The sequence below is a fragment of the Burkholderia sp. LMU1-1-1.1 genome (genome assembly GCF_040675865.1).
Classification (GTDB): Bacteria; Pseudomonadota; Gammaproteobacteria; order Burkholderiales; family Burkholderiaceae_D; genus Rugamonas.
In genome coordinates this window covers 135,904-152,839 of the sequence record NZ_JBEGHG010000007.1, presented here as the reverse complement: position 1 = coordinate 152,839, position 16,936 = coordinate 135,904, and the positions used below count along the sequence as shown (strand labels likewise).

Annotated in this window: 15 protein-coding genes; 7 read left to right on the top strand and 8 right to left on the bottom strand. The window is 66.8% G+C overall.

The annotated features are described in order from the left end of the window. The first annotated feature begins 225 nt into the window (after nt 1-225). Nucleotides 226-2,148 (top strand): phosphogluconate dehydratase, encoded by a 1,923-nt coding sequence (edd, locus tag MRBLMU1_RS08520; RefSeq protein ID WP_363499693.1) that lies wholly within the window; start codon nt 226-228, stop codon nt 2,146-2,148. A 3-nt stretch (nt 2,149-2,151) separates the two neighbouring features. Beyond that, a complete protein-coding gene (gene eda, locus MRBLMU1_RS08515) occupies nt 2,152-2,775 on the top strand; it encodes a bifunctional 4-hydroxy-2-oxoglutarate aldolase/2-dehydro-3-deoxy-phosphogluconate aldolase (RefSeq protein ID WP_090315029.1) in 624 nt (207 codons plus the stop codon). A 196-nt stretch (nt 2,776-2,971) separates the two neighbouring features. On the opposite strand, the gene MRBLMU1_RS08510 is transcribed toward eda, so the two are convergent. After that, a complete protein-coding gene (locus MRBLMU1_RS08510) occupies nt 2,972-3,865 on the bottom strand; it encodes a LysR family transcriptional regulator (protein WP_363499690.1) in 894 nt (297 codons plus the stop codon). A gap of 84 nt (nt 3,866-3,949) precedes the next feature. Between MRBLMU1_RS08510 and MRBLMU1_RS08505 the strand changes: the two genes are divergently transcribed. Further along, complete coding sequence (locus MRBLMU1_RS08505) at nt 3,950-4,729, top strand: NAD(P)H-dependent oxidoreductase (protein WP_363499688.1); 780 nt, start codon at nt 3,950-3,952, stop codon at nt 4,727-4,729. An 11-nt stretch (nt 4,730-4,740) separates the two neighbouring features. Here MRBLMU1_RS08505 and MRBLMU1_RS08500 read toward each other — a convergent pair whose 3' ends face one another. Further along, entirely contained in the window at nt 4,741-5,253 is a 513-nt protein-coding gene (locus MRBLMU1_RS08500) for a hypothetical protein (protein ID WP_363499686.1), read from the bottom strand. Between the two features lie 72 nt (nt 5,254-5,325). On the opposite strand from MRBLMU1_RS08500, the gene MRBLMU1_RS08495 reads away from it, so the two are divergent. Beyond that, nucleotides 5,326-5,544, top strand: a complete 219-nt coding sequence (locus tag MRBLMU1_RS08495) for a DUF7661 family protein (RefSeq protein ID WP_363499684.1) — start codon at nt 5,326-5,328, stop codon at nt 5,542-5,544. On the opposite strand, the gene MRBLMU1_RS08490 is transcribed toward MRBLMU1_RS08495, so the two are convergent. After that, entirely contained in the window at nt 5,541-6,953 is a 1,413-nt protein-coding gene (locus MRBLMU1_RS08490) for a cytochrome P450 (protein WP_363499682.1), read from the bottom strand. The two genes, MRBLMU1_RS08495 and MRBLMU1_RS08490, sit on opposite strands and share 4 nt — an antisense overlap. A 112-nt stretch (nt 6,954-7,065) precedes the next feature. Between MRBLMU1_RS08490 and MRBLMU1_RS08485 the strand changes: the two genes are divergently transcribed. Continuing rightward, nucleotides 7,066-7,911, top strand: a complete 846-nt coding sequence (locus tag MRBLMU1_RS08485; RefSeq protein WP_363499680.1) for a DUF6597 domain-containing transcriptional factor — start codon at nt 7,066-7,068, stop codon at nt 7,909-7,911. Nucleotides 7,912-8,060: 149 nt separating this feature from the next. Here MRBLMU1_RS08485 and MRBLMU1_RS08480 read toward each other — a convergent pair whose 3' ends face one another. From MRBLMU1_RS08480 to MRBLMU1_RS08470, 3 genes are read right to left on the bottom strand one after another with little or no spacing between them, the layout of a single operon-like run. Continuing rightward, nucleotides 8,061-9,029 carry a diguanylate cyclase domain-containing protein gene (locus tag MRBLMU1_RS08480; protein WP_363499786.1) on the bottom strand — a complete coding sequence of 323 codons (969 nt, stop codon included), beginning with the start codon at nt 9,027-9,029 and terminating at the stop codon, nt 8,061-8,063. Between the two features lie 12 nt (nt 9,030-9,041). Next, nucleotides 9,042-9,668: a chemotaxis protein CheC gene (locus MRBLMU1_RS08475; RefSeq protein ID WP_363499678.1), complete on the bottom strand. Its 627-nt coding sequence runs from the start codon at nt 9,666-9,668 to the stop codon at nt 9,042-9,044. Beyond that, nucleotides 9,665-10,042, bottom strand: coding sequence for a response regulator (locus MRBLMU1_RS08470; protein ID WP_363499676.1), 378 nt, complete (start codon nt 10,040-10,042; stop codon nt 9,665-9,667). Before MRBLMU1_RS08470 ends, MRBLMU1_RS08475 begins: the two co-directional genes overlap by 4 nt. Nucleotides 10,043-10,289: 247 nt before the next feature. On the opposite strand from MRBLMU1_RS08470, the gene rpiA reads away from it, so the two are divergent. Continuing rightward, the gene (gene rpiA, locus MRBLMU1_RS08465) at nt 10,290-10,967 is read left to right on the top strand and encodes a ribose-5-phosphate isomerase RpiA (RefSeq protein WP_363499674.1); all 678 of its coding nucleotides are present in this window, start codon (nt 10,290-10,292) and stop codon (nt 10,965-10,967) included. Between the two features lie 99 nt (nt 10,968-11,066). On the opposite strand, the gene MRBLMU1_RS08460 is transcribed toward rpiA, so the two are convergent. Both MRBLMU1_RS08460 and argA read right to left on the bottom strand, forming a co-directional pair. Then, nucleotides 11,067-11,339 (bottom strand): oxidative damage protection protein, encoded by a 273-nt coding sequence (locus MRBLMU1_RS08460; protein ID WP_090315007.1) that lies wholly within the window; start codon nt 11,337-11,339, stop codon nt 11,067-11,069. 34 nt (nt 11,340-11,373) lie between these two features. After that, a complete protein-coding gene (gene argA, locus MRBLMU1_RS08455) occupies nt 11,374-12,684 on the bottom strand; it encodes an amino-acid N-acetyltransferase (RefSeq protein WP_363499671.1) in 1,311 nt (436 codons plus the stop codon). A 54-nt stretch (nt 12,685-12,738) separates the two neighbouring features. On the opposite strand from argA, the gene hrpA reads away from it, so the two are divergent. Beyond that, a complete protein-coding gene (hrpA, locus tag MRBLMU1_RS08450; protein ID WP_363499669.1) occupies nt 12,739-16,866 on the top strand; it encodes an ATP-dependent RNA helicase HrpA in 4,128 nt (1,375 codons plus the stop codon). Nucleotides 16,867-16,936 lie beyond the last annotated feature (70 nt).

Sequence of the window (16,936 nt, the reverse complement as noted above, 5' to 3'; positions counted from 1 at the left end):
TGCGTGAACAAGCTGAGGGAATCATACATGAAAACCCGGTAAATTCACTACGACACTATTGAAAGAATAGAATTTTTATCGCTCTGGAGGTGGTTTTCCCTGCATGCCAGGATGCGTTTCCGGTGCCGGCGGTAGCCAGCGTTTTGCCAGCTAAAAAAGAGAAAAAACAGTCGGTTTTGAGATTTTGTAGTAAAATTTCACGGAATTCATTCATAAGGAACAATTATGGCGTTGCATCCGGTCTTGGAAAGTGTCACCGCTCGCATCATCGAGCGTAGCAAACCTTCGCGCGGCGCGTACCTGGCGCACCTGGAGGCGGCGCGCGTGAAGGGCGTGCAGCGCGGCACCCTGGCGTGCACGAACCTGGCGCACGGCTTCGCCGCCTTCCCCGCCAACGACAAGCTGTCGTTGAAGGAATTGAAGAAGCCGTCGGTGGCGATTGTCTCGGCTTACAACGACATGCTGTCGGCGCACCAGCCGTTCGAGGGCTTCCCGGCGCTGATCAAGGACGCCGTGCGCGAAGTGGGCGCGGTGGCGCAGTTCGCCGGCGGCACGCCCGCCATGTGCGACGGCGTCACGCAGGGCCAGCCGGGCATGGAGCTGTCGCTGTTCTCGCGCGACGCCATCGCCATGTCGACCGCGATCGCGCTGTCGCACAATATGTTCGACTCGGCCGTCTACCTGGGCGTGTGCGACAAGATCGTGCCGGGCCTGCTGATCGGCGCGCTGCACTTCGGCCACCTGCCGGCGGTGTTCGTGCCGGCCGGCCCGATGACGACCGGCCTGTCGAACTCCGAGAAAGCCAAGATCCGCCAGCTGTATGCGCAGGGCAAGGTCGGCCGCGCCGAGCTGCTCGAAGGCGAGTCGCAGTCCTACCACGGCGCCGGCACCTGCACCTTCTACGGCACCGCCAACAGCAACCAGATGCTGATGGAGGTCATGGGCCTGCACCTGCCGGGCGCCGCCTTCATCACCCCGAACACGCCGCTGCGCGACGAACTGACCAAGGCCGCCGCCCGCCGCGCGGCCGTCATCACCGCGCAATCGGACGAATACCTGCCGGTCGGCCACGTGGTCGATGAAAAAGCCATCGTCAACGCCGTCGTCGCGCTGCTGACGACCGGCGGCTCGACCAACCATACCCTGCACCTGGTGGCCATCGCCAAGGCGGCCGGCATCGTTATCGACTGGGACGACTTCGACGAGCTGTCGAAGGTGGTGCCGCTGCTGACGCGCATCTACCCGAACGGCAACGCCGACGTCAACCACTTCCACGCCGCCGGCGGCACCGGCTTCGTGATCCGCGAGCTGCTCAACGGCGGCCTGCTGCACGACGACGTCACCACCATCCTGGGCAAGGGTTTGCGCGCGCACTGCGCCGAACCGTTCCTGGGCGAGGCGGGACAGGGCGTTGTATGGCGCGACGCGCCGGCCGAATCGGGCGACGAGGCGGTGCTGCGCAAGATCACCGCGCCGTTCTCGCCGGACGGCGGCACGGTGCTGGTCAAGGGCAATCTGGGTCGCGCTGTGATGAAGGTGTCGGCGGTCAAGCCGGAGCACCAGACGGTGGAAGCGCCGGCGCTGGTATTCAACTCGCAGGAAGACTTCATGGACGCCTACAAGGCCGGCCAGCTCGATCGCGACTTCGTCGCCGTGCTGCGCTTCCAGGGCCCGCGCGCCAACGGCATGCCGGAACTGCACGCGCTGACGCCGGCGCTGGCCAACCTGCAGGACGCCGGCCGCCACGTGGCGCTGGTGACCGACGGCCGCATGTCGGGCGCGTCGGGCAAGGTGCCGGCGGCGATCCACGTGTCGCCGGAGATTTTGGCCGGTGGTCCGCTGGGCCGGGTGCGTGACGGCGACATCATCCGCGTCTGCGCCAAGAACGGCACGCTGGAGGCGCTGGTGGAGCCGGCCGTGTGGGCCGCGCGCGAACAGGCCACGGCCGACCTGACGCCTAACAGTGTCGGCATGGGCCGCGAGCTGTTCGCCATGTTCCGCCACAGCGTGTGCGAGGCGGAGAAGGGCGCGACCACGTTCCCGCTGCCGTCGCCGATTCCGACGATCGTCGGCCTGCATGACAAAGACCCGGTCGGCAACACCGTGCCGGGTTCCGATGAAGATTTCTCGATGAAGAAAGAAGCGTAAATCATGACCATGACCCTGCTCGATATTATGCGTACCTCCGCCGTGATCCCGGTGATCGCGATTGACGAACCCGAACACGCCGTGCCGCTGGCGCGCGCGCTGGTGGCCGGCGGCATCCGCGTGCTGGAAGTCACCCTGCGCACCAAGCACGGCCTGGGCGCGATCCGCGCCATGTCGGAAGTGGAAGGCGCCATCGTCGGCGTCGGCACGTTGACGCAGCCGGAGGAATTCGCCGCCGCGCGCGACGCCGGCGCGGTGTTTGGCGTGTCGCCGGGCCTGACGGCCGCGCTGATCGCCGCCGCCAAGAGCAGCGGCCTGCCGCTGCTGCCGGGCGTGATGACGCCGTCGGAAGTGATGGCCGCGCGGGAGCAGGGCTTCCGCCAACTGAAGCTGTTCCCGGCGGTGCCGGCCGGCGGCATCGGCATGCTCAACGCGATCAACGGCCCGCTGCCGGACGTGACGTTCTGCCCGACCGGCGGAATCTCGCAGGAGACGGCATCGCAGTTCCTGGCGTTGAAGAACGTCGCCTGCGTGGGCGGCTCGTGGCTGACGCCGAAGGACGCCATCGCCGCCGGCGACTGGGGCCGCATCACCGACCTGGCCAAGGCGGCCAGCGGTTTGCGTTAATACCCGAAACGACGCTTGGACGTCGATGCCGTCCGGCGCAAGCCGGGCGGTTTTTTTTTGCCCAGGTTTACGTAGAGCGGATTAGCGTAGCGTAATCGGCCATGCGTGCGCCTCGTTGACGCATGCATGGCCGATTACGGCGTTCCGCCTAATCCGCCCTACGTGTCTCCAGTGTCTGGTCACGCCACTTCCGCCATTACACCGATTTCTGGATATGCTCACGCAGCCATTGGTGGGCGGGGTCGCGGTGCGAGCGTTCGTGCCACAGCATCGCCATTTCGTAGCCGGGCACTTCGACCGGCGGCTCGACCACCTTGAGTGCCGGGTTGTCGCGCACCAGCCGCTCCGGCAGCATCGCCACCAGGTCCGTGCTTTGCAGGACCGACGCCATGAACAGGAAGTGCGGCACCGATAGAGCCACCCGGCGCGCCAGGCCGACTTGCGCCAGCGCCGCGTCGGTGACGCCGTGGAAGCCGCCGCCATCGGACGACACCAGCACGTGCTCCAGCGCGCAAAACTGCTTCAGGGTCGGTTTCCGCTTCAGGCGCGGATGAGCGCCTCGGCCGGCCAGCACATAGCGCTCGGCGAACAAGGTGCGTCTCCGCATGCCCGGCGGCGAGCCTTCGGCGGTGTGGAAGGCGAGGTCGATTTCGCCTTGTTCCGCTTGCCGCGCGATGCGCGCGGGGTTCATCTCCAGCACCGCCAGCCGGGTGCCGGGCGCCAGCGCGCGCAGGCCGGCGAGCGCGGGCAGCAGGATGGTCGATTCGCCGTAGTCGGTGGCGGCGACGCGCCACGTTTGATCCGCTTTCGACGGCTCGAACGGCTGCGCCGGCGACACCGCGCGCCCGAGCGCTTCCAGCGCCCGCCGCAGGGGGTCACGCAGCTCCTCGGCCCTGGCTGTCGGCTTCATGCCGCGCGGCCCGGGCAACAGCAGCGGGTCGCCGAAGATGTCGCGCAGCTTGGCCAGGTGCACGCTGATCGAGGGCTGCGAAAAGTTGAGCCGCCGCGCCGCGCGCGTGACGTTGTGCTCCGACAGCAGAACGTCGAGCGTCACCAGTAGATTCAGGTCGAGTCGCCGTAAATTATTCATCTTAATACCTGCTATATTGGGAATTCATTTCCAATATACCTGAGGCGGGCCTACGCTGTATGCTTTCCATCAGGAGCCACTGTCATGAACGTCCTTATCGTCTACGCCCATCCCGAACCGTTGTCCCTGAACGGTTCCATTAAAAACTTCACGGTCGACCGCTTAGAGGCGGCCGGTCACAGCGTGCAAGTCTCCGATCTGTATGCGATGAAGTGGAAGCCCGCGCTGGACGCGGACGACAGCCTCGATGGCGCGGCGACCCAACGCTTCGACGCCGCGCTCGATTCCAAGCGCGCCTTCGAGGGCGGCCGGCAAAGCGCGGACATCGCCCTCGAACAGCAAAAGCTGTTGTGGGCCGATGCCGTGATCCTGCAGTTCCCGATGTGGTGGTTCTCGATGCCGGCGATTCTGAAGGGCTGGGTCGAACGGGTCTATGCCCATGGTTTCGCCTACGGCGTGGGAGAGCATTCCGACCGGCGATGGGGTAACCGCTACGGCGAGGGCAGTTTGGCGGGCAAGCGCGCGATGCTGATCGTGACCACCGGCGGCTGGGAATCCCATTATGGCGCGCGCGGCATCAACGGCCCGATCGACGACATCCTGTTCCCGATCCAGCATGGCGTTTTATATTACCCGGGCTTCGAGGTGCTGCCGCCGTTCGTGGTGTACCGCACCAGCAGGGTGGACGAGGCGCGTTTCGACACGATCCGCGATGAGCTGGGGCGGCGTCTCGACACGCTGGCGACGGCCACGCCAATCGCCTTCCGTCCGCAGAACGGCGGTGACTACGACATTCCGCAGCTAACCCTGCGCGACGACGTGGCGCCCGGCCTGACCGGGTTCGCCGCGCACCGGGAGGGCTAAAGTCGCGCCTATCAGGCCGCGTCGCCCTCGAGGCAAAACAGGCCGGCCTTGGCGGCCAGTTCAAGCACCGGCGCGGCCTGCGCCTTGTCGTGGAAGTACAGGATGTTGGTGTCGTCCCAACCGGCGGCGCAGATGCAGCCCAGCTCCGGCATGATCAGGAACTGGGACGGCGGGTGGTGTTTGTCGTAGCGCGACTGGATCAGGAAGCCGTCGCGGTTGGTGTAGCGCTTGATGACGGGTTTGGCCTTGGCGGGCCAGCGGCCGCGATAGCGCAGCGTGTACACCGGCGTCAGGTCGTACAGCGCGGCCCAGTGGGCCAGCATCTTCTGATTCCTGCGCTCGCGCTCCTCGCCCTCGAAACACGCCATCAGGTGCCATTCGGATTCGTCGTCGAGCCAGTGGTCGAACACGGAGATCGCCACGCGCCCCATGCCGCCATCGGCGCCGAGCTGCCAGATGTCGTTCAGGCCGGGGAATTGCCGGGTTATTTGTTCTGCAAGGTTCGCGTCAACGCGAGACAACATCTTCATACCATCCTTTGAATCATACTTGGCGACGCTCGAGTATATACTTCCTTGATCAAAGGGGAGGGCGTGATGAAAGAGTTTCGATTCAATGTCTTCGGGCGGATGATTGCGATACGCGGCGGGGCGGGGGAACGGCGGACGTTCGAGCTGGGCGCGGAGGGCAAGCGCCGCCCGGCCGACTTCATCGTTCCCGACGACGTCGCCGACGAGGAGTTGTGCGAATACCTGTTCGACCTGTTCCACGAGGACGCGACGCCGCGCAACAGCGTGGTCACGCGGATCGCCTAAGACGTAAGACGCATCTTTAGGCCAATCGGCGACATTGTAAACCCCATCAACTCCTCCGGTTCCTCGCCGTCCACGGTGTCGATGGACGCGATATCGAAGCTGCTCAGCAGCATCGCGCTGGCGAGCTTGATCTCCAGCAGCGCCAGGTAGCGCCCGGGGCAGGTGCGCACGCCGGCGCCGAACGGCATCGACAGGTGCTTGTCGATCGCCCCTTCGCCTTCGCGCAGCCAGCGCTCCGGCTCGAAGGCGTCGGCGCGCGGCACGTGCGTTTCGTCGACGCTGTCGTTGCGCATCACGCACCAGATCAATCCCCCCTTGGGGATGCGCACATCGCCGATCACGGTCTCGCGCAGGGCTTCGAGCGGAATGAACGGCGCCACCGGCTTGAGCCGCATCGCCTCCTGCGCGCAGGCGTTCAGGTAGTCCAGGCCGTCCATCTGTGCGATCGTCAGCGCCGCCGGATCGGGCGCCACGCGCGCCACCTCGTCGCGCGCCTTGCGCAACGCCGCCGGATTTTTCTGCAGCAGATACAGCATCCACGCCAGCGTGTGGCTGGTGGTGTCCTCGCCGGCCAGCAACATCGTCATGACGTTGCCGGCGATGGCGCGGTCGTCGATGCCGCCGCCCTCGTCGGCCGCGCAGATCATCGCGTCGAGCAAGTGGGCCGGGTGCTCGCGCCGCGCCGGTTCGGCGACGAGCTTCGCGCGCGCCGACGCGATCAGCGCGTCGATCGAGTCGTTGAGCGCGGCCACGCTGGCGTCGAGTTGCCGGTCCTGCGGCAGGCGCACGTAGCGCCAGTACGGAACCAGCGCGATGGTACGGCGCGCCACCGCCGGCAGGATGATGTCCAGGTGGCGCTGGATGACGTCCTCGCCGCCGTCGATGGTGTTGACGTCTGTGCCGAATGCCAGTCCGGCGATGACGTCCACGCTGAAGCGTTTCAGGTCGTCGGTCAGGTCGATCGCGTGGTTGCCGGCCACCGCCCGCCGCCAGTGCTCGCGCAGGCGCAGCGCCACGGCCACCAGCGCCGGGAAGTAGGCCTTGACCGCGTGCGGCGACAGCGCCGCCATCACCATGCGGCGCTGCTCGCGCCAGGTCGCGCCCTCGGCCACGAACACGCCGGGACGACCGCCCATCTCCTCGCCGACGTCGCTGGTGATCGCGGGCCGGCGGAAGCCGTCGGGCCGGTCGCGCAGCGCCGCGCCGACCAGCTCGTGGCTGGCCAGCACCACGATGTCGGTGCGGCCGAAGCGGATCTTGAACAGCGGGCCGTATCGGCGGCTCCAGGCTTCGACATCCTGGTGGATGCGCAGCGGTGTGATCTGCGGCAGGTTGCCCAACAGCGGCCATGGGGCGGGGCCGGGCAGGTCGTCGATTTCACGCAAGGCAAGCGGTAAGGTGTTGTCCATTATCGGGTATCTCCATGGTTCTGCATTGTCCCACTATGTCCCCTCGCGGAGGCGGTGTATTGAACGTTTGCGACACGCCGCGCGCGTCCGCGCTTTGGGTTAGACTTTGGCGATGTCCACCAACGTTCCCGACCCGACCCGCCTGATCCTGCCGCCCCTGGCGCTGGCTTCCTGCGTGCGCGCCTGCGTCACGCGCAGCACCGTGGAGGCGCCGCTGGCGGAGGGCGACCGCTTCAATCATTTCCCCGCCACGCCGCTGTGCTCCATCAGTTTTTACATGGAGGGCGAGGTGGAGGTGGTGCGGCCAACGGACTTGCCGAAAGGGTCGGTGCGCGTGGCCTTCTGCGGGCCGCAGACGCGGCCCATGCTGACCTACAATCCCGGCCCGGTGCGCTTGTTCGTGGTGTTGTTCTATCCGCAGGCCATGCACGCGCTGGGCGGGATCGACATCGCCGCCTGGGTCGACCGCGTCGCGCCGGTGGACCAGGCGCTCGGCCCGCGCTGGGCGGCGATGGCCGAGGCGGTGCTGGCCGCCGCCGACGACGACGCGCGGATGGTGGTGCTGGAGGCGTTCCTGACGCCGCTGTGGCGGGCCACGCGGTCGACCGGCATGGGTGACATGGCGCGCGAGTGGGTGCGCCATCTGGCCTGGCAGGCGGCCGACAGCGCGCTCGGGCGCGGGCTGCGCAGCGTCGAGCGGCGCATCAAGGCGCGCGCCGGGCAGCCGCTGCGCAAGTTGCTGCGGCTGCGGCGCGCCGAGCAGTCGTTCTTCGAGGCGCGCGACGATTACCTGGCCGGCAGGGTGGTGTGGGCTGACGTGGCCGCGCGCGGCGGGTATGCGGACCAGGCGCATTTCTGCCGGGAGGCGAGGGAGATCACCGGGCATACGCCGCTGGAGCTGGCGCGCGTGCTGGGCTCGGGGGATGAGCGGTATTGGATTTATCGGATTTGGATGTGACGGTGTTGGCGGCTCTTGGCGGATTACGGCGTTCCGCCTAATCCGCCCTACGTGTTTTCACGGTTTTTCCGCAACGTGTCCACGGTGTTCCGTGGTCGGTTCGGGACCGGGGCCGGGATTTGATTGGTCGGCGGCGGGGTGTCTCGCGCTCACGGCAGGCGCGCGGCGCTGCGGTTGCGGCCCGCGTTCTTGGCCTCGTACAGCGCGCGGTCGGCCGCGCCGATCAGCGCCTCGATGTCGACCGGCGCCCCGGGCCGCTGAGACGTCACGCCGATGCTCACCGTCACGTACGGCACCGCGCCGTTGCGCTCGTGCGGGATGGCCAGTTCGAGCGCGCGCGCCCGTATCGTCTCGGCGATCTGGCCGGCCTGTTCGACGTCGAGCTCGGGCAGAATCGCCGCGAACTCCTCGCCGCCGTAGCGTGCCACCAGGTCGCACGGGCGCTGGAGCACGCCGGCCAGCGCGGCGGCCACCTGGATCAGGCATTGGTCGCCCTTCTGGTGCCCGTAGTGGTCGTTGTAGGCCTTGAAACGGTCGATGTCGATCATCAGCAGCGACAGCGCCGCGCCGGCCCGCTTGGCGCGCCGGTGCTCCTTCTCCATGGCGACGTCGAAGTGGCGCCGGTTGGCGATGCCGGTCAGGCCGTCGGCGAAGGTCTGCGAGCGCAGCACCATGGCCTGCTCGCGCAGCAGCTTCTCGCGCGCGACGGCCACGCTGACGTCGCTGATCTGTACCAGGCAGTGGCGCGGCGCGCCCTCGACGTCGATCGGCGTGACCTCGACCGCCTGCTGCAAGCGCTCGCCGCGCGCCGCCGCCGCCGCGTTGGCGTACAGCGCGAACGGCGCCTTGTTCAGGCTTTGCGACAGCACCGACGAGAAGTTGTCGCGCAGCGCCTGGCCGATCGCCGCATCGACCCGGCCGCCGCGCAGGTCCGGGCAGGCGGCCAGGAACTCGGCGCCGACCACGTCCTGCTGCGCCAGCCCCGAATGGCGGCTCATCCAGGCGTTCCACAGCACCACGCGGCCGTCGGCGTCGACCACCACCACGCCCAGATTGACGGCGCCGAACACGCTGCGCAGCACCTTGAGCCGGTGCGCCTCCGGCAGGCTGGCGTCCATCGCGCGCACGGCTCAGGCCTGCCCCATCGCGCGCGCGATGTACTGGTTGATCTGCGCCTTGAGGTCGTCCATGGCCGACAGGTCGAGCACGAAGGCGACATAGCCCTGGATCTGGTGCTTCTCGAGCACGAAGTCGATGTGCAGCATCAGCACCACGGCCTCGGGCGCGCTGCCCGAGGCGGTCAGGATCTGGTCGCTGGTGCCGACGTGGTAGGCCGGCAGCGAGCCGCGCAGCTCGTGCTGGAAGATGTTGGCCAAGGTGCCGACGCAGGAGTTGAGGATGATGTTGCCGATCTCGCACATGGCTTCCTGCTCCATGTCGGTCAGCTCGGCCAGCGGCACGCCCTCGCCGACCATCAGGCGCACGATCTCCAGGCTTTTATCCTCGGGGAACATCAATATCGCCTCGGTCTCGAAGGCGCCCTCGTAGTGCTGGCTCACGCCGCAGATGCGCTCGGGCTCGAATACGCGGTTGCGCAGCAGGCGCGCGGCGTCGGCGCGGTGGATGAAGGTGATCGACGGCACCGACATGCGCACCGCCTCGTTGACGATGTCGCTCATCGAGGCGGCCGCCTGGCCGACGCCGATGTTGAAGATCTCGATCAGCGCGTCGTTCTCCAGTTCGGAGAGCACGATCATGGCCCGGCCTCCTCGAGCGGCGACAGCAGGCGGGCGATGCGCGCCTCGGTGATCGGTTTTTCGACGAAGCCCACGCCGATCGCCTCGGCCTTCTCGCGCGTGGCCGTCTGCACGTTGGCTGTCAGCAGCGAGATCGGCAGGTGGGGGTTCTCGCGCCGCAACTGCTCGGCGGCGGCGATGCCGCCCATGCCGGGCATGTTCACGTCCATCAGCACCAGGTCCGGGTGCACGTCGCGCGACTTGACCAGCGACTCCTCGCCGGTGCCGGCCTCCTCGACGATCCAGTCGGGGTGCAGGCCGGTGATGTACTGGCGCGCCATCAGGCGCGAGACGCGGCTGTCGTCGACGATCAAGACTGTTTTAGCTTGCGGCATGGGACTCCCCGGACGAGCGTTTGGATGGGATCTGCTGGCTTCATTCTCGCACAATCGGCGGCCCGCTGGCGCCGTTCGTGCCGTGCGCGCCGCCCTTGTGCCAGTCTGCGACACCGGGGCCGGGTCGGAGTTGTCCAAGCGCAATTTTTAGCGGAAATCGGCGGCGGACGGGGGTGATCCGTTAAAATGGCGGCTTCGCGGCCACATTCCGGCCACACCGGTTTCCTTTTCATATAGAAATAGCATCATGACTCAAGACGAACTGAAGCAAGCCGTGGCGCGCGCCGCCATCGATTACGTGGTCAAGCACGAGATCATCGGCGTGGGCACGGGCTCGACCGCCAATTTTTTCATTGACGAGCTCGCTAAGATCAAGGCCGACATCAAAGGCGCGGTGGCGTCGTCCGAGGCCACCGCCGCCCGCCTGCGCGGCCACGGCATCGAGGTGTTCGACCTCAACGACGTGCCCGAGATCGCCGTCTACATCGACGGCGCCGACGAGATCACCCGCACCGGCGCGATGATCAAGGGCGGCGGCGCGGCGCTCACGCGCGAGAAGATCGTCGCCTCGGTGGCGAAAAGTTTTGTTTGCATCGCCGACGGCTCCAAGCTGGTCGACGTGATGGGCAAGTTCCCGCTGCCGGTCGAGGTGCTGCCGATGGCGCGCGCGTCGGTCACGCGCGAGCTGGCCAAGCTGGGCGGCGAGCCGAAGCTGCGCCTGAAACCGGGCACGGACGAGGCCTTCATCACCGACAACGGCGGCATGCTGATCGACGTGGCCGGCCTGGCCATCGCCGACCCGGTGGCGCTGGAGGCGAAGATCAACCAGATCGTCGGCGTGATCGCGGTGGGCCTGTTCGCCGCGCGCGGCGCCAACGTGTGCCTGCTGGGCACGGCCGAAGGCGTCAAGACGTTGAAGTTTTAAAAGGCAAACCCCCGGCCAGACCGGGGTCGTACCCATTCGGGTACGACCCCAAACCAGCGGCGGCCGCTGGCCGCAACGCCGGTTTGGGGTTTTTAATACTTACTCGGTCGGCGGCACGTAGCCCATGGCCGCGTCGGCGCCGTCGCCGAAGAAATGCTTTTCCATCTGCTGCGCCAGGTACTTGCGGGCGCGCTGGTCGGCCAGGTTCAGGCGGTTCTCGTTGACCAGCATGGTCTGGTGCTTGAGCCAGGCGGCCCAGGCCTCCTTGGAGACCGACTCGTAGATCTTCTTACCCAGTTCGCCCGGATACGGCGGGAAGTCCAGTCCTTCGGCTTCCTTGTTGAGTTTGACGCATTGCACGGTGCGGGCCATCTGTGTTGCTCCTAAAACGGTCGATAAACCGTGATTATAAAGATTTAATCAGCACCTGGGATTTGCGCTGCCAGTTATACATGCGCTGGCGGTCCTTCGGCAGCGAGTCGACGGTGGTCGGCACGAAGCCGCGCTTCTGGAACCAGTGCGACGTGCGCGTGGTGAGCACGAACAATTTGGTCACGCCGATGGCGCGCGCGCGGTTCTCCATGTGCTTCAAAATGCGCTCGCCGTCGCCCTGGGCCTGGACCTCGGGGTTGACGGTCAGGCATGCCATTTCGGCCATTTTCTGCTCGGGGAACGGGTACAGCGCGGCGCAGCCGAAGATCACGCCGTCGTGCTCGATGACGGAGAAATAATCGATCTCGCGCTCGATCAGCTCGCGCCCGCGCTTGACCAAGGTGCCGTCGGCCTCGAGCGGCTCGATCAGCTTGATGATGCCGCCGACGTCCTCGATGGTGGCCTTGCGCAGCGATTCGAGGTTCTCGTGCGAGATCATGGTGCCCACGCCGTCGTGGGTGAACAGCTCGAGCAGCGCCGAGCCGTCCATCGCGAACGGCACGATGTGCGAGCGTTCGACGCCGTTGTCGCAGGCCTTGATGCAGTGTTTCAGGTAGAACGCGGTCGAATCGGGCAGGAAGCCGGCCTGCAGCACCGCCTCGGCCTGGTGCGACGACAGCTCGCGGATCTCGGTGCCGCCGGCGTCGACCATCATGTCGGTCTCGGTGATGAACACCAGCTTGTCGGCGTGCAGGGCGATGGCGGCGCTGCAGGCGACATCCTCCATGGTCAGGTTGAACGCCTCGCCGGTGGGCGAGAAGCCCAGCGGCGACAGCAGCACCAGGCCGTCCGAGCCGAGGATCGAGTGGATCGTCTCGGCGTCGACCTTGCGGGTCACGCCGGTCAGCTCCAGGTCGACGCCGTCGATGACGCCGAGCGGGCGGGCCGTGATGAAGTTGCCGGAAATGATACGAATGGCCGCGTTCGACATCGGCGTGTTCGGCAAGCCCTGGCTGAAGGCGGCCTCGATGTCGAGGCGCAGCTCGCCGGCGGCCTCCTTGGCGCACTCCATGGCGGCCGTGTCGGTGATGCGCACGCCGTTGTGGAAACGGCCCTCGACGTTACGCAGGGCCAGCTGCTCGGCCACCTGCGGGCGCGAGCCGTAGACCACGGTGACGTTGATGTCGAGCGCGTGCAGCAGCGACAAATCGTGCGCCAGCACCTGCAGCGCGCCGGCGCTGACCAGTTCACCGGGGAAGGCGACCACGAAGGTCTTGCCACGGAAGGCGTGGATGTAAGGCGCGACGGAACGCAGCCATTGGACGAATTGGGTAGGGTTTTCCATTAGCCGCATTATAATTCGGTGCGCGAGTTCCGCGCTCCAATCTTGTAAAAAACAATGTCAGAAGCCAGCAATAAACCGAAAACCGCCGCAAATCGCCCACCCAGCACCCCTGGCAAGCCCCGCAGCCCGCACAACGCCCCGTCCCGCGCACCGCGCCCGGACGGCGAGGGTGGCTCGCGCAGCCAGCCGCGCCGGGAGCCAAGGCCGCGTCTGACACCCGAGGAGCAAGCGGCGCGCGCCGCCGAACGCGCGTTCCGCAACCCGCTGCCGCCGATTACCTTCCCCGAGGACCTGCCGGTCTCCGGGCGCCGCCACGAAATCGCCGAGGCGCTGCAAAAGCACCAGGTGATCATCGTCTCGGGCGAAACCGGTTCCGGCAAGACCACCCAGCTGCCGAAGATCTGCCTGGAGCTGGGACGCGGCCAGAAGGCGCTGATCGGCCACACGCAGCCGCGCCGCATCGCCGCCTCGTCGACCGCCAAGCGCATCGCCCAGGAACTGGGCACGCCGCTGGGCGAGACCGTCGGCTTCAAAGTCCGCTTCGCCGACACCTTGATGAAGGGCGCCTCGGTCAAGCTGATGACCGACGGTATCCTGCTGGCCGAGACGCAGACCGACCCGCTGCTGAAGAACTACGACACCATTATCATCGACGAGGCGCACGAGCGCAGCCTGAACATCGACTTCCTGCTCGGCTACCTGAAGCAGCTGCTGCCGCGCCGCCCGGACCTGAAGGTGATCATCACCTCGGCGACGATCGACGCCGAGCGCTTCTCGCGCCACTTCGGCACGCCGGAGATGCCGGCGCCGGTGATCGAGGTCTCCGGCCGCCTGTACAAGGTCGAAGTGCGCTACCGCCCGATCGAGAGCGACGTGCAGAATCCGGCGGTGGCCAACGCCGAGGGCAAGGGCCAGCGCACCGCCGCCGCCCGCGAAAAGCGCGACCTGATGGACGCGGTGGTCGACGGCGTCGATGAACTGTGCCGCCTCGGCTCCGGCGACGTGCTGGTGTTCCTGCCCGGCGAGCGCGAGATCCGCGACGCCGCCGAGGCGCTGCGCAAGCACCACCCGCCGCACGTGGAGATCCTGCCGCTGTTCGCCCGCCTGTCGGCCGAGGAGCAGGAGCGCGTCTTCAAGCTGACCAACGCGCGCCGCATCGTGCTGGCCACCAACGTCGCCGAAACCTCGCTGACGGTGCCCGGCATCCGCTACGTCGTCGACGCCGGCCTGGCGCGGGTGAAGCGCTACAGCTACCGCAACAAGGTCGAACAGCTGCAGATCGAACCGATCGCGCAGTCGGCCGCCAACCAGCGCGCCGGCCGTTGCGGCCGCGTCGCCGACGGCGTCTGCATCCGCCTGTACGAGGAGCAGGACTTCCTGCAGCGGCCCAAGTTCACGGAACCGGAGATCCTGCGCTCGTCGCTGGCGGCCGTCATCCTGCGCATGAAGTCCCTGCACCTGACCGACGTCGAGACCTTCCCGTTCATCGAACCGCCGCTGGCGCGCGCCATCGCCGACGGCTACCAGCTGCTGCAGGAGCTGGGCGCGGTCGACGAATACAACCAGCTGACGGCGCTGGGCAACAAGCTCGCCAAGCTGCCGCTGGACCCGAGGGTGGGCCGCATGATCCTCGCCGCGCTGGACAACGCGAGCCTGAACGAAGTGCTGATCATCGCCTCGGCGCTGTCGGTGCAGGACCCGCGCGACCGCCCGATGGAGCACCAGCAGGCGGCCGACGAGGCGCACAAGAAGTTCGCCGACGAGAAGTCGGAATTCATCAGCTATCTGAAGATCTGGCAGTGGTTCGAGAACGCCATCGAGCACAAAAAAACCAACCGCCAGTTGATGGACAACTGCCGCACCAACTTCCTGTCGCAATTGCGCCTGCGCGAGTGGCGCGACGTGCACTCGCAGCTGCTCACCATCGTCAAGGAACAGGGCTGGCGCATCAACGAGGCGCCGGCCACGTACGAGAACCTGCACCTGGCGCTGCTGACCGGCCTGCTGGGCAACATCGGCTTCAAGAGCGAGGACGAACCGGGCGCCGGCTACCTGGGCGCGCGCGGCATCAAGTTCAATATCTGGCCTGGTTCCTCGCTGCTGAAAAAACCGGGCAAGTGGATCATGGCGGCGGAACTGGTCGACACCACGCGCCTGTACGCGCGCTGCGTCGCCCGCATCGAGCCGGAATGGCTGGAGAAGGTCGGAGGCCACCTGCTGAAGAAATCGTGGGGCGAGCCGCGCTGGGAAAAGCGCGGGGCGCAGGTCAGCGCGTCCGAGCGGGCCACCTTGTACGGGCTGGTGGTGTACAGCCAGCGCCGCATCAACTACGCGCTGCACAACCCGGCCGAGGCGCGCGAGATCTTCATCCGCGACGCGCTGGTCGGCGGCGACTACGACACGCGCGCGCCGTTCTTCGCCCACAACCACAAGTTGATCAAGGAGATCGAGAACCTCGAGCACAAGTCGCGCCGCCTCGATGTGCTGGTCGACGACGAGTTGATCGCCGCCTTCTACGACAAGCTGATACCGGCGGACGTGGTCAACGGCGCCGGCTTCGAGAAGTGGCACAAGGACGCCACGGCGGCCGAGCCGAAGCTGCTGTATCTGAACCGCGACGAATTGATGCGGCACGAGGCGGCCGGCGTCACGACGGACCTGTTCCCGAAGACGATGTCGGTGACGGGGCTGGAAATGGCGCTGACCTACCATTTCGAACCGGGCAGCGTGCGCGATGGCGTGACGATGGCCGTGCCGCTGTTTGCGCTCAACCAGCTGCCGCGCGAGCGCTGCGAATGGCTGGTGCCGGGCATGCTGAAGGAGAAGGTGCACCTGCTGCTCAAATCCCTGCCGCAAAAGCTGCGCCGCCACTGCGTGCCGCTGCCCGATTACGCGGCCAAGTTCTGCGAGCGCGTGCACGAAGCGGGCACTTTCGGCCGGGGCGACCTGATCGACGCGATCATCGCCGACATCCGGTCGCAGATCACGATTTCGGTGCTGACCACCGACTTCAAGCCGGAGACCTTGCCGGCCCACCACTTCATGAACTTCAAGGTGATCGACGAGCACGGACGCCAACTGGAGATGGGCCGCAACCTGGCCACCCTGCAGGCCGAATTCGGCGCGCAGGCGCGCGAGAGCTTCCAGAAGATGGCCGAGACCTCGGGCACGCAGGGCGTGACGATGCGCGCGCTGGGCACCGGGGGCGCCTCGTCTTCGGCCGCGCCGTCGCGCGCGGCCGGCGGCAACGCCGGGGCGGTGGCTGCGCCGGGCAAGGGCAATGACAAGGCGGGCGGCGCGAAGGAAGCGTCCAGCGCCGCCAGCGGCATCACCCTGACGGGGCTCACCAGCTGGACCTTCGGCGAGCTGCCGGAGCTGCTGGAGATCGTCCAGGGCAAGCTGACCTTGATCGGCTTCCCGGCGCTGGTCGACAAGGGCACGCATTGCGACCTGGAGGTCTTCGACGACCCGACGGTGGCGGCGCGCACGCACCGGATCGGCCTGCGCCGCCTGTTCGCGCTGCAGATGAAGGACCAGATCAAGTTCATCGAAAAGGGCATCCCCGGCCTGCAGCAGATGGGCATGCAGTTCATGAGCATGGGCACGCAGGAGGAATTGCGTGAACAGATCATCAACAAAGCGCTCGACATCGCCTGCCTGCAAGATCCGTTGCCGCTCGATGCCGCCAGTTTCGCCAAGCGCAAGGACGAGGGCAAGTCGCGCCTGGTACTGCTGGTGAACGAGATCGCGCGCCTGCTATCGCAGGTGCTCACCGAGTTCCACGGCCTGCCCAAGCGCTTGCAGGGGCTGCCGGCGGCGGCGGCCGCCGACATGCAGGGCCAGTTGCAGGCGCTGGTCAACAAGCGCTTCCTGTCGGACAACGAGTACAGCCAGCTGGCGCATTTCCCGCGCTATCTGAAGGCGATCAATGTGCGCATCGAGAAGCTGCGCGGCGACCCCGCGCGCGACGCGAAATTGATGGCCGAGTGGCAGTCGGCGGCGGCCTTGTACCAGCGCGCCAACAAGGACAAATCGGCCGGCAAGAACACCGATCCGAAGATGGTCGAATTCCGCTGGATGCTGGAGGAACTGCGCGTGTCGCTGTTCGCCCAGGAGCTGCGCACGCCGATGCCGGTGTCGGCCAAGCGCCTGCAGAAGGTGTGGGAGTCGATGTTGCGTTGATGCCGCGATAAGCGAGGTGGCGAACGCAAGCGGATGGGGTTTCGGGGTAGACTTTATGGCAACAGGAGGT

Excerpts from the sequence above, each read along its gene's own strand:
- MRBLMU1_RS08470 (WP_363499676.1), bottom strand. The coding sequence starts at position 10,042 with ATGCCGCAAGCTAAAACAGTCTTGATCGTCGACGACAGCCGCGTCTCG.
- hrpA (WP_363499669.1), top strand. The coding sequence starts at position 12,739 with ATGTCAGAAGCCAGCAATAAACCGAAAACCGCCGCAAATCGCCCACCC.
- argA (WP_363499671.1), bottom strand. The coding sequence starts at position 12,684 with ATGGAAAACCCTACCCAATTCGTCCAATGGCTGCGTTCCGTCGCGCCT.
- MRBLMU1_RS08490 (WP_363499682.1), bottom strand. The coding sequence starts at position 6,953 with ATGGACAACACCTTACCGCTTGCCTTGCGTGAAATCGACGACCTGCCC.
- MRBLMU1_RS08485 (WP_363499680.1), top strand. The coding sequence starts at position 7,066 with ATGTCCACCAACGTTCCCGACCCGACCCGCCTGATCCTGCCGCCCCTG.
- MRBLMU1_RS08475 (WP_363499678.1), bottom strand. The coding sequence starts at position 9,668 with ATGATCGTGCTCTCCGAACTGGAGAACGACGCGCTGATCGAGATCTTC.
- MRBLMU1_RS08495 (WP_363499684.1), top strand. The coding sequence starts at position 5,326 with ATGAAAGAGTTTCGATTCAATGTCTTCGGGCGGATGATTGCGATACGC.
- MRBLMU1_RS08500 (WP_363499686.1), bottom strand. The coding sequence starts at position 5,253 with ATGTTGTCTCGCGTTGACGCGAACCTTGCAGAACAAATAACCCGGCAA.
- edd (WP_363499693.1), top strand. The coding sequence starts at position 226 with ATGGCGTTGCATCCGGTCTTGGAAAGTGTCACCGCTCGCATCATCGAG.
- MRBLMU1_RS08480 (WP_363499786.1), bottom strand. The coding sequence starts at position 9,029 with ATGGACGCCAGCCTGCCGGAGGCGCACCGGCTCAAGGTGCTGCGCAGC.
- MRBLMU1_RS08505 (WP_363499688.1), top strand. The coding sequence starts at position 3,950 with ATGAACGTCCTTATCGTCTACGCCCATCCCGAACCGTTGTCCCTGAAC.
- rpiA (WP_363499674.1), top strand. The coding sequence starts at position 10,290 with ATGACTCAAGACGAACTGAAGCAAGCCGTGGCGCGCGCCGCCATCGAT.
- MRBLMU1_RS08460 (WP_090315007.1), bottom strand. The coding sequence starts at position 11,339 with ATGGCCCGCACCGTGCAATGCGTCAAACTCAACAAGGAAGCCGAAGGA.
- eda (WP_090315029.1), top strand. The coding sequence starts at position 2,152 with ATGACCATGACCCTGCTCGATATTATGCGTACCTCCGCCGTGATCCCG.
- MRBLMU1_RS08510 (WP_363499690.1), bottom strand. The coding sequence starts at position 3,865 with ATGAATAATTTACGGCGACTCGACCTGAATCTACTGGTGACGCTCGAC.